The organism is uncultured Victivallis sp., from assembly GCF_944391105.1.
In the GTDB taxonomy this organism is placed as follows: domain Bacteria; phylum Verrucomicrobiota; class Lentisphaeria; order Victivallales; family Victivallaceae; genus Victivallis.
The window spans coordinates 1-11,367 of the sequence record NZ_CALXSK010000033.1; the positions used below are offsets into that span (position 1 = coordinate 1).

The window sequence follows — 11,367 nt, forward strand, 5'->3', positions numbered from 1 at the left end:
GAGCCCGTGTCGGGCTGCCGGCAATATCGCCTTGAAGGCGTGGTGCATACCACCGGCTTAGCCGGTGGTTTTGATTTGTCTGAATTTATGCGTATTGGCTTGACAAATCCCATGCGGAGCGTTATAGTCTAAGAATGGTTTCCGGTAGGCGAAGCTATCGGAGGGATACGGGTTACTGCCGCGAAGCAGTGGAGACACTGCCAGCCGGTCAGCAGTCCACATCGAAAAACAAGGTGTGGACTAACGTGACTTCATCGCCCTTCGATGCCGAAGCTTGGACGGTGGTGCGGATTCGAGTTTGAACCGAATCTGCAAGTTCAGACCTGCTTTCGCTGTGTTTCCCGCCGCCGTTGACCACGGCGGTTTTTTTTGTGCCCGGAACCGTCGTGAAACCAGGAAAATCGTTGTGGGCCGCTGATCCGTTTTGAGGTGAAATATGGACGAGGAATGTAGACGAAATGAGGAGCTCCGGGGACGGAGTGCGTCTGCTCGTCCGTCCTGTTCGATCTGCCGTTGCGGATGATTCTGTTCCCGCTGCTCCATGCCGGACAGAAACCAGGACTGTTCATGGAAGAGGTATGGAACATGAAGAAGAGAATCACCGGAGCTGCCGCCGTCGCGCGGGAGCTCGAGAAGAGGAATCGTATTAATGCCCGGCTGCTCACCGCGGCCGGAGAAGGCGTTCGGGCGGTCCTGCCGGATTACGCAGGACGGGGACTCAAGGCGGAACAACTCGAAAAAATGCGGGCGGAATTCGGAGAAAATCGGATTTCGCGCCGGGGCGGGGACTCTTTTCCCTTCCGTCTCGTCCGGGCTTTTTTGAATCCGTTTTCGCTGATTTTGCTGGGGCTGGCGGCCGTTTCGTTCGTGTCGGACGTCTGGTTTGCCGAGCCGGGTGAGCGTGATGCGATGACCGTCTGCATCGTGCTTGTGATGGTTCTGGTCGGCGGGGTGGTTCGCCTTGTTCAGGAGACCCGTTCCGGAAACGCCGCTGCCCGACTCAGCGAGATGGTTCGTACCACGGCCACGGTTCTGCGCGACCCGGAGGGGGAAGTGGAGCTCCCGCTCGAAGAACTTGCGGTCGGAGACACGATTCGTCTCGCCGCCGGCGATATGATTCCCGCTGATGTCCGGATCGTTCGTGCGAAGGATCTGTTCGTCAGCCAGGCCGCATTGACCGGCGAGAGCGAACCGGTGGAAAAATGCGCCGACAACTCGGATCGGGAACCGCTCACGGAAAATCCTTCACTCGCTTTTCTGGGCAGCAGCGTCATTTCGGGCAGTGCGCTGGCGGTGGTGCTCGCGGTCGGAGATGAGACGCTTTTCGGCAGTCTCTCCGGAGCGCTTGAACAACCCCGGCCGGAAAGCGGCTTCGAAAAAGGTGTGAACACCGTCTCGATGGTGCTGGTTCGCTTCATGCTGGTCATGGTTCCGGTGGTGTTTTTTGTCAACGGATTCACGAAAGGAAATTTTCAGGGCGCGTTTCTGTTCGCCGTTTCGATTGCAGTCGGATTGACGCCGGAGATGCTGCCGATGATTGTGACGACCTGCCTCGCCCGGGGCGCCGTCGCCATGTCGAAGCGGAAATCGATCGTCCGGAGTCTGAATGCGATTCAGGATCTCGGAGCGATGGATGTCCTCTGTACCGACAAAACCGGAACATTGACACAGGACAAGGTCGCACTCGAATTGCACATGGACATTCACGGCAATGAAGATCCGCGTGTGCTCAAGTACGCGTTTCTGAACAGCTTTCATCAGACCGGGCTGCGCAACCTCATGGACGTTGCTGTTATCGAGCGCAGTCTCGCCGAATGGCCCGACTCCGATGGTTTTTCCGCCGTCTTCGTCAAAGTGGACGAAATTCCGTTCGATTTTCAGCGTCGCCGCATGAGTGTTGTCGTCGCAGAACGCGAGAGCGGCGAAACCACCATGATTACCAAGGGCGCGGTCGAAGAGATGCTCGCGATCTCTCCGCTGGTGGAATATGCCGGACGCGTGGAGCCGCTGACTGAGACGATCCGGGAGGAGATTCTGCATACCGTCGAGCGTTTCAATGATGCCGGAATGCGGGTGATCGCCGTGGCGAAGAAAAGCGGGCTCCCCCGGAACGGGGCTTTTTCTGTGGAGGATGAGGCGGAAATGGTGCTGATCGGCTACCTCGCTTTTCTCGACCCGCCGAAGGAGACCGCCGCGAACGCGATCCGTACGCTGCGGAATCACGGCGTGACGACGAAGGTGCTGACCGGGGACAACGAACGCGTGACCCGCTGCGTCTGCCGCCTGGTCGGAATCCACATCGACCGGTTGCTTTCCGGCGTGGACATCGACCGCATGGACGATGAGACGCTCGCAGCCGCGGCGGTCGAAGCAAATGTGTTTGCAAAACTCTCCCCGATTCAGAAGGCGCGGATCGTCGAGCTGCTGCGCACTTCCGGCCATACGGTCGGTTTTCTCGGAGACGGCATCAATGACGCGGCGGCCATGAAGACGGCCGATGTCGGCATTTCCGTCGATACGGCGGTCGACGTCGCGCGGGAGGCGGCCGACATCATCCTGCTGGAAAAGGATCTGATGGTGCTCGAGCGCGGCATTCTGGAGGGACGCAAAACCTACGCGAACATGATGAAGTACATCAAAATGACCGCAAGTTCGAATTTCGGCAACATGTTTTCGGTGCTGATTGCGAGTGCGTTTCTGCCGTTTCTGCCGATGCTGAGCATTCATCTGCTGCTGCTGAATCTGATCAACGACATCTCCTGCGTTGCGATTCCCTGGGACAATGTCGATGCCGAATACCTGACTAAGCCGCGCACATGGGATGCTTCTTCGGTGGCGGGATTCATGCTGCGGATCGGACCGGTCAGTTCGATTTTCGACATTACAACCTATTTGCTGCTCTTCTACGTGATTTGTCCGGCGGTCTGCGGCGGGCTGCTCTACCGGCAGCTGGAGAGCGAAGCCGTGCGGGCAACGTACGAGGCGGTATTTCAGGCTGGATGGTTCGTCGAATCGATGTGGACTCAGGCGCTTGTCATTCATCTGATCCGTACGCCGAAGATCCCGTTTCTGCAGAGCAGGGCGTCATTGCCGGTCTTTCTTTTCTCCGGAGTCGGTGTGGCGCTGGCGACTGCGCTGCCGTTCACGGAATTCGGGGCGCGCATCGGTTTTGCGCCGCTGCCGGGGAGCTGTTTCGTCTGGCTGGTGCTGACTCTTGTTCTGTATCTGGTTCTGACGCAGTTCATGAAGGGGCGCTGCGTCCGGCGCTATGGAGAACTCCTGTGAGGCCGGCCGCCGTTTTCGGCCAGTTCGCGCGCAAGCAGCCGGAAGAATGGTTCGCGCGCGAATTTTTCCTCCCACGGCGTATGGCCGCAGCGCGGCAGCAGATGGAAGGTGAAGGGGAGCCCCAGCGATTTGAGCGGTTCCCGGACTCCTTCTGCCGGATGCGGATCGGCATCCCCGTGAATGACCGAGATGGGCACTTTCAACTGCGAAAAGAGTTGCAGCAGCTCTCCCGAACGGCGCAGTTCCGCCGCTTCGCTCCAGATCGCACGGTGGAGTGTGCCGTCCGGAGGAGGGGAGGGGGCTTCGTCGGATTTCAGCGGAGCGTATGCGTCACTCCGGGCACAGAGGGTGCCGAATTCGGCGAGGAGCGCGTCGCGGCCGGGAGACTCCGCCCCGGCGAGCAGTGCGGGGAGTTCCGCGAATCGCATCCGCTCTTTTTCTCCGAGGCGGGCCATCCGGCGCGCAGCGATTTTCGGAACGCAGACTTCGGTCAGCGGGGCGCAGGAGATGAGTATGAGTTTCCCGACCTTCTCCGGATATTTCTGCGCGAACAGCGCCGCGAGCCACGCCCCCCAGGAGTGTCCCGCCAGCACAACAAATCCGGCGCTTTCGGCGGCCAGCTGGGCATAGAGTTCTTCCACAAGCGCCCGGATTGTCCGCTTCGTCTGGAACGGCTCCAGGACACCCGCGCCGGTGGCGGCGGCGAGCCCCCGGGCAAGTCCCGCTGCCGAACCGGGCGCGCCGGGACCGCCGTGGATCGCTGCCGCACACCAGGGAGGTGTTCCATATTTCCGCACTGTCGTCATGCGGAAATGTAGCACCGGAAACGGTTCGATGCAAGTGGAAAACTGGAATTCTCCACCGGATCGGCTATATTACCGGAAAAGAAACGGAATGCAGGAGGCGATCATGTATGAACTCGTTCAGGCCGGCGAACGGTCGTGGTACATCGAATCTCCCGCGAAGATCGGCATCGTTCAGCTCAACGACGGCAGCGTCTGCCTGATCGACAGCGGGCTTGACAAGGAGGCGGGGAAGCGGGCGCTCAAAATTCTCGATTCGCGGAAGTGGCAGCTGCGCGCGGTGGTGAACACCCACTCGCATGCGGATCACATCGGGGGAAACCGGTTGCTGCAGGAGCGGACTTCCTGTCCGGTGTTCACGACCTCGATCGAAGGGGCGTTCACATTCCACCCGATTCTGGAGCCGGCGTTGGTCTACGGAGGATTTCCGCCCGCGCCGCTTCGCAGCAAATTTCTGCTCGCGCAGCCGAGCTCCGTGAGGGAGATCACGGATCCGGCGTTCCCGCGGGAGCTGCAGGTGATTCCACTGCCGGGTCACTGGTTCGACATGATCGGCGTGCGTTCTCCGGATGGAACGGTGTTTCTCGCGGACGCACTCGCGAGTGAGGCGGCTCTTGCAAAATATCGCATTGCGTTCATCTACGATTTTGGGGCGTATCTTTCTACGCTCGATGAAGTTGAGAAGCTCGATGCTCCCTGTTTCGTCCCATCGCACGCCCCGGCGACAGCCGACATCGGACCGCTCGTGCGCGTGAACCGGTCTGCCGTGACGGCACTGCTCGACCGGATCACGGCGCTGTGCGGGGTGGGACCGTTCGGATTCGAGGAGATCCTCCAGCGGCTCTTCGACGAGTTCGGGCTTTCACTGGACTTCACGCAGTATGCGCTCGCGGGCAGCACGGTTCGCTCCGCCCTGGCGTTTCTCGCCGATGCGGGGCGGGTCGAACCCCTCTTCAGGTCGAACCGGCTGCTCTGGCGCGCCCGTCCGGATCAGGCGAGCATCCCCGGCGTCTGACGCTCGAGCGAGAGGTCGATGTCATAGTTCGTTCCGCTCTTCTTCGCGTCGCCCTGCGCCTCGACCGCGAAGTAGTAGATTCCGGCGCTCAGGAGTTCGGTGATTTCCGCCTCTCCGTCGACGCTTCGCCGGGCGGCGAGCCGGACCGGATTCTTCTCGTTGCATTTCCCGTCGATCTTCTGACGGTAAAGCGTGAGCTTCGCATCTTTGCCGGTTGCGCCGGAGAGATCGAGTGAACAGAGCGATTCCTCCGTCACTTCGAACCGGAAGAAATCCTCAAGGTCGCCGTATCCGACCCACTCTTCGCGCACGGCCTCGCCCTCGGAGACGAAGGTGGCATTCTTCCAGTCGTTGTCATCGCGCTGATTGGCCTGGCCGAAGACCGTTCCGGCCAGGGTGACGGTGTAGTTGGTGTTGTGGCCGCTTTTCCAGTTTCTCGACTCGAAGGAGACCGCATAGAGTCCGCTTTCGAGCAGGACGTTGTTCCGGATGGTCTCCTTGTTGTTTGATCCGTTGATGGTGAACAGCTTCCGAAGTTTTCCGTCATCGCGGACCTCCCAGAGCGTGAAGCGTCCGGAGGCCTTCCCTTCGAGGGCTGAAACCGTGAAATTGTAGCATCCCGGATCGGCCAGTTCGAGCGGGCGGTAGTCGATCGTGTCTCCGAAGCCGACCCAGTTGTAGTTGAAGAGAGAAAGCGGGTTGAGGATCGTGAATGCTCCCTCCTTTTTTCTGACCGACATCGTGTAGTCCGGATCGGCGGTGACGAGCTGCCAGGTGTCGTCGCCGCGTTCGGCATTTACGAACACTTCGCCGCCGAGCGAGACCTCATAGTTCGTGCCCGTTTTCGCGGTTGAACGGACGGCGACAAAATAATCGGTGTCGGCGGCGAGATTCCAATGGAAAATGCCGCGCTTTTCCTCTTTCGTCTTTGCGTTGACGGTGACGCTCTTCACGGTTTTGAGTTTGCCGTTGTCGCGCAGTTCGTAGATGGTGAGCTGAAGTTTTTCCGATACCGGGCTGATGATGAAGTCGTAACTGCCCGCCTGATCGAAGCGGAGGGCACGGAAATCGATTGTGTCCTCCTTTCCGATCCGGTTCGACACGATGGCCTCTTCCGTGGTACCGGCCGGGGTGACGGTAACGGCGAAGAGGTCGGTCGTTTCCAGAGCCGAGGCGTTGCCCGGAAGCTGGAATGAGAGCGATGCATCGGTTGCGGCCTGCTGCCAGGTGTCGTCCGCGGTCGAGATTCCCGCGGTTCTCTCCGGCCCTGCCGAGAGTTCGATGCGATAGCCGTTGATGCCCAGCGGCAGTGAATCATCCGAGTCGAATTCATCTCCGAACACCGCGAGATAATAGTCCATTCCCGCTGCGGCGGTGAAGCTGTAAAGCTGTTCGAGCGCGGCTTCCGTTGCCGACCAGAGCAGATTTTTCGCCGAGTCGAAAAGCGAGACCGTGATGCCCGTGAGGAAGGAAACCGCGTGTTCCATGGCGACCCGGATGTCGACCGTTCCGGTGAAGTCGGTCGAGAACACATAATAGTCGTCGTCATTCTCTCCGTCGAGATTTCCGGCGCGCAGAAGCGTGTCGTCATCGGAGAATTCGAGACGGCGCGCATCGTCGAACGACTCTTCCCCGCCGATGATGGCCTTGTCGAACTGGCGCAGCGCCGTGAAGTCGCCGAGGTAGATGCCTGACAGCCCGGCATAGTCCGGAAGATAATAGCGTCCGTCCCCAGAATCCCAGTCGAGGAGATATTTCGAGAGGCGGTTCGGGGCGTCCCTGCGGTCAGCGCTGCCGGTCCAGAAGTCGCTGTCGGAGTCGGAGACGTAGAGGTAGAGATCATCCCCGTCAATCTCGAATCCCCAGCCGGTAATCGCATGGGAAACTCCATCGTCTGAGTAGATCCCGAGCGTCACGCCGTATCCGGCGGCGAAGGCCGAACACAGCAGTTCCGCAAAGTTGCCGCTTCCCTCGCTGTTCGAGACCGTGAACAGCAGGTCGCTGCTGTCGATCCCGGGGAAGAAGTTGCCTCCCTCGACCGGAACGATGTTGTTGCCGGATGACATCGTCCCATTCAAAAACCAGGAGAATCCGTCCCGTTCGTCGCCGCCGTCGTTCTTCCAGTTTGCGATGAAATGTTCGAAGGTTTCGTCCTCGCTGGCGAACGCTTTTGATGAGTTCGCCGCCCAGCCGCTCCAGGTGAGGATGTTCGACGTGGCGGCGGCCCAGCAGTAGGGGAGATCCCGCACGGTAAGGAGTTTCTCGGCGTCGGCGAAGTAAATTCCTTCCACATCGTTGGGATTCGCCGGTTCGGGAGATTCATAGAGGGTCGGCAGAAAGTCATGTCCCCAGAGTGCGGTGGAGAGAATCGGCCCATCCGGCACGGTGTTCCATTTCTCGTCGTCGTTGACGACGGTGATCGTCGTTTCGCTCCACTCTCCGGCCTGTCCGGCCTCGTCGATGGCGCGGACCCGGCAGAGATAGCTGCCGGCTTTGAGGTTGTCGATCACGCAGCTGGTGTCGTCGGTTCGGACCCGTTTGGCCCTGGAACCGTTCTCCCGCAGGAGTTCCACCTCGTACTGCGCCACGGCGGTGTCGTCGACGGCCTCCTGCCAGCGCAGCAGCAGAACGTTGTCGTCGAAGATCGATCCGGAGAGCGCGCGCACCGGGTCCGGCGGTGTCGCATCTTCTCCGGAGCCGCGTTCGACGGTCAGAATCAGGTCGTTCGAGGCGTCGACCGAAAGCGAGAGCAGAAGATTGTTGTCCGCAAAGGTTTCTCCGACGGAAAGCTCCGTGTACCGTTCGAGGAGATTGTCTCCCAGCACGGTGATCGTACCTGTGAATCCTGCCGCGTTGCCTGCGAGCTTATACTCTCCCGGCGTCTGATAGTCGAAACTGACAGTGATGCACAGATCGACGTTCCGGAAGAGCGCAAGATCATTCAGCAGCGGTTCCGCGATCTCCGTCGGGGTGACCGGCGCCCCCTCCTGGACAAGTGCCAGCACGACAGTATGGGCGGCGACTTCGGCGGCCGCCTCGATCCGGCCGCTGGTGACGGTCACTCCGGCGAGAGTTGCATTCGCATCGAGTTCCAGCGTGCCTCCCGGATTGAGCGTGACGTTGTTGACGCGGGAACCGCTTCCGGCATGCAGGAGTCCGCCGTCATCGATCGTGGCGTAATTGGAAACGGCGCCGGAGTCGAGTTCGAGGAGGCCGGAGATTTCGGACGCATTCGCCTTCCCGCCGTTGCCGACCTGCAGAACTCCTCCTTCGGAAACCGTCGTGTAGTTCGCTATGCCGCCGGAGGACACCTCCTGCACGGCCCCGTCCGCAACGCTGCACTGGAATGCGGTGTAACCGGCCGCAACCTCCTGCCGGAGCGTGATGTCGTAGTTGAACGAACTCTCCGGGGTGGCGACGATAAGCACGCCGTCTTCGCCGGTGCCGGTAACCGAGGTGTGGAAGTCGTATCCGATGAAGTCGCTCTCTTCCGTCTGAAAGGAAGAGATGATTCCGCCGCTTTCGACATTCACCTTCGGTTTGCCGAAGAGTTCGAGCTGCGCGATATTGCCGCCTGCTGAGACGTGGATCGTGCCGCCGGATGCCGTGACGGATTCGGCGCTGCCTGCGAGTTCCAGGGTTCCCTCCTCCATGACCGTGACGGAGGAGACGGCGCTGCCCGGCTCCAGGCGCAGCGTTCCGCCGGAGAGAATGGTGATATTGGCGGCATAATCGCCGTCGAAAAGTGTAAAATCGGTATCGTCCGCATCCGCGGAGTTGCCGAGAACGAGGGTGTGATATTCGGCCACAGTCAGCCTCCCGGTTGATTTTGATGTTGAAACGACCTTTAAAATAGCATCATGAGGAGCCCGTGTCAATTTTCCAGGGAAGGAACCGGGGAGGATTTGTAAAACTTCCCGGAAGAGTATAGAGTATATAGGAAAACTGTGGATTCCAATGAGGTGAGCGATGAACAATGACCGGAACTTTGTTCCCGCCCCGGGCGGCGGGGAGTTGCGGAACGCCGGGGAGAAAGGGGCGATTTCGACCGGAGTGCGGAGGATCGATGCGGATTCACCGGCATTTCTCTCCGCGGTGGCAAACTGTCTGCCGGCGGACGTCTCCGGAACGGTCGTTGAATTTCACGCTTCCGCCCGGAACCGCTACCGTCGGTTTGAAATTCTGCTGATCGTGCTGGCTTTGTGCGCGGTGGGCTGGTTTGTCTATTTGTATTTTCCGAGACCGGTTCCGGCGCCGCCGTTCCATTTCATGTGGCAGTATCGCGGGCCGAATTTTCCGGGAAACTCGGCGTATCTGGAGGCATACCGGCGGGCAAGCGGAGAGTTTGAGCTGGAACACTACGAGGCCGCGCTCCGGATTCTGAGACAGTCGATCGAGGCGATGGGCGAAAATCTGCCGGCCGGACATGATGCGCTCTTTTATCTTTATTTCGTCTCCTGCGAAAACGGCGCGGTAGAGTCGGGAGGATGGAGGGGAGGCGTTTCGCTGGCTCAACGGCTTGTCGGGTACGAGCCGGACAATCTGATGTGGCGTTACTTCCTTGTGCTGTCGCAGCGGCGGTGTTTCCCTGATTGCCCTGAATTCTTCAGACAACTCAGGCAGGGGCAATGGGTGGGAAACTGGCAGCGCGGGCTTCTGGACGTGGATCAGGCGTTGAAGAGTGTGCGGCTTCTGGAGTCGAAGATCGATTCCCGGCGCAGACCTCTCCCGCAGGAAAAGGAGGTGCGCACGCAGCTTGCGTTGTTTCAGGCGGAACTCCTGACCTTGAAGTGGATGCTCGAAGGCGGAAGCGGCACATCCCGTTTCCCGGACAACGAGGATGATCCCGGCGTGGATTCCCGCGAGGAGGCGTGGAGCATCATCGACGGCCGGCGGGAAAAACCGTTTGTCGGACTCAAGATATTCATACTCGGCACGCTGCTCGGTCAGGATTCATGGTATAACGACATCTACTGGAACGGAGCCTATCGCGGGACGAAAGCTCCTCTGGCGGAGCGGCTGAAACTGGAGACGCGGGCATGGAAGGGAGACGAACAATGAAATTATCCGGTTGGATGCAGCCGGTCTGCCGGTGGTTGAACGAATCCCCCGGCGGCGGACAGGGGGTTCCCGGTTTCCGCTCCTGGAGATTCTGGGCGGTGCTGGTGTTCTATCTGGGAGGTTTTCTCTGTCTGGTTCGTGATCCGTTCTTTCAGAATGGAGGCGTGTTCTCCTATCAGCAGGGGATGGTGACGCTGCTGCTGGCGTTTGTGATCGTCGCGGCGCTCTGCTGGGAGATGATGCTTTTCGGGCCGCCGCGCGGAGCGAATCTTCTGCTGCAGTTCGTGATGTGTCTGCCGGCTTTTCTCTTCATCGCGCGGATCGTTTCGTTGCCGAGCGCGCCGGTCGAGGACGGCTCCATGCTTTCGGCGGTGATCGATGGCGTTGCGAATATCGGCCGGAGCGTCGGCGTTGCCCGTCTGCTCGATTGGATTCCTTACTGGATCTGTGATCTGTTCCGAAACTGGCAGGTGACGATGTTTTTCATGGTGATGCTTCTGGCGCTGAGTTTCCGGAAACTCGGGATGCGGGTCGCGCTGCTGGTGCTTTTGATCGCAGTCGAGCTTTTCGCCGTGTTCGACAAGGGGGGCGCAACCTTCCGTTTTTTGATTGCGGGGATGCTCTGTCTGTTTGCCGGAATGGCGCTGCAGTTCTGTCGCTGGGAGCGCATGGCTTACTATGAAAATGTGGTTGCCAGACTCACGGTTGCGCCGATCGAGGAAGCCGGACTTCGGGCGATTCTGAGGATTGCCGCGCAGGGGCGTGAGGATGCGCGCGTGTCGGAGGAGGCCGTGAGCCGCATCGTCGCGGGAGAATACGGCTTATCCGGGAAATCTCCCGAACTGCACCAGGCTGTTTCCAATCTGACGGCACGTATTCTTTATGAGTACCGCATCATGCACTTGTCCGGCAACGACAGCGGAACCTTCCTGGTTCCGGATGAGCGGCTCTGCTGCTGCGAGACATTGCTGGGGGGGCTGGCGGTCTGGCCGCGTGTGATTCTCGTGACGCTGATCGCCCTGGTCTGGGTGCTTCTGCCGATCGATCTGGTTCCGGATGCGATTCCGGTCTTCGGGGTGCTGGATGACGTGGCCGTCACGATTCTTTCCGGAATCGTCTTCCGGAACGCGATGGAAAAAATCCGGCGTTGAAATAAAAAACGCGGGCGGAGACGGCTTCTGCCGTTCCCGTCCGCGAGGAATT

At 59.8% G+C, this 11,367-nt stretch carries 6 protein-coding genes and 1 riboswitch; of the genes, 4 read left to right on the plus strand and 2 right to left on the minus strand.

The genetic code is table 11. The features are described from left to right. The first annotated feature begins 133 nt into the window (after nt 1-133). A riboswitch (M-box (ykoK) riboswitch) is annotated at nt 134-293 on the plus strand. A 292-nt stretch (nt 294-585) separates the two neighbouring features. Continuing rightward, nucleotides 586-3,285, plus strand: coding sequence for a magnesium-translocating P-type ATPase (mgtA, locus tag Q0K10_RS10640; RefSeq protein ID WP_294506781.1), 2,700 nt, complete (start codon nt 586-588; stop codon nt 3,283-3,285). On the opposite strand, the gene Q0K10_RS10645 is transcribed toward mgtA, so the two are convergent. After that, nucleotides 3,267-4,091, minus strand: coding sequence for an alpha/beta hydrolase (locus tag Q0K10_RS10645; protein ID WP_294506783.1), 825 nt, complete (start codon nt 4,089-4,091; stop codon nt 3,267-3,269). The genes mgtA and Q0K10_RS10645 overlap by 19 nt on opposite strands. 103 nt (nt 4,092-4,194) lie before the next feature. Here Q0K10_RS10645 and Q0K10_RS10650 point away from each other — a divergent pair, with 103 nt between their 5' ends. Further along, entirely contained in the window at nt 4,195-5,103 is a 909-nt protein-coding gene (locus tag Q0K10_RS10650; protein ID WP_294506785.1) for an MBL fold metallo-hydrolase, read from the plus strand. On the opposite strand, the gene Q0K10_RS10655 is transcribed toward Q0K10_RS10650, so the two are convergent. Continuing rightward, nucleotides 5,079-8,912 carry a hypothetical protein gene (locus tag Q0K10_RS10655; protein WP_294506787.1) on the minus strand — a complete coding sequence of 1,278 codons (3,834 nt, stop codon included), beginning with the start codon at nt 8,910-8,912 and terminating at the stop codon, nt 5,079-5,081. The genes Q0K10_RS10650 and Q0K10_RS10655 overlap by 25 nt on opposite strands. 160 nt (nt 8,913-9,072) lie before the next feature. Here Q0K10_RS10655 and Q0K10_RS10660 point away from each other — a divergent pair, with 160 nt between their 5' ends. Both Q0K10_RS10660 and Q0K10_RS10665 read left to right on the plus strand, forming a co-directional pair. Next, nucleotides 9,073-10,164, plus strand: a complete 1,092-nt coding sequence (locus Q0K10_RS10660) for a hypothetical protein (RefSeq protein ID WP_294506789.1) — start codon at nt 9,073-9,075, stop codon at nt 10,162-10,164. Next, nucleotides 10,161-11,315 (plus strand): YkvA family protein, encoded by a 1,155-nt coding sequence (locus tag Q0K10_RS10665; RefSeq protein ID WP_294506791.1) that lies wholly within the window; start codon nt 10,161-10,163, stop codon nt 11,313-11,315. Before Q0K10_RS10660 ends, Q0K10_RS10665 begins: the two co-directional genes overlap by 4 nt. The last annotated feature ends 52 nt before the right edge of the window (nt 11,316-11,367 follow it).

What these genes read in the sequence shown, in the direction of transcription:
- mgtA (WP_294506781.1), top strand. Translation starts at nt 586, where the DNA reads ATGAAGAAGAGAATCACCGGAGCTGCCGCCGTCGCGCGGGAGCTCGAG.
- Q0K10_RS10645 (WP_294506783.1), bottom strand. Translation starts at nt 4,091, where the DNA reads ATGACGACAGTGCGGAAATATGGAACACCTCCCTGGTGTGCGGCAGCG.
- Q0K10_RS10650 (WP_294506785.1), top strand. Translation starts at nt 4,195, where the DNA reads ATGTATGAACTCGTTCAGGCCGGCGAACGGTCGTGGTACATCGAATCT.
- Q0K10_RS10660 (WP_294506789.1), top strand. Translation starts at nt 9,073, where the DNA reads ATGAACAATGACCGGAACTTTGTTCCCGCCCCGGGCGGCGGGGAGTTG.
- Q0K10_RS10665 (WP_294506791.1), top strand. Translation starts at nt 10,161, where the DNA reads ATGAAATTATCCGGTTGGATGCAGCCGGTCTGCCGGTGGTTGAACGAA.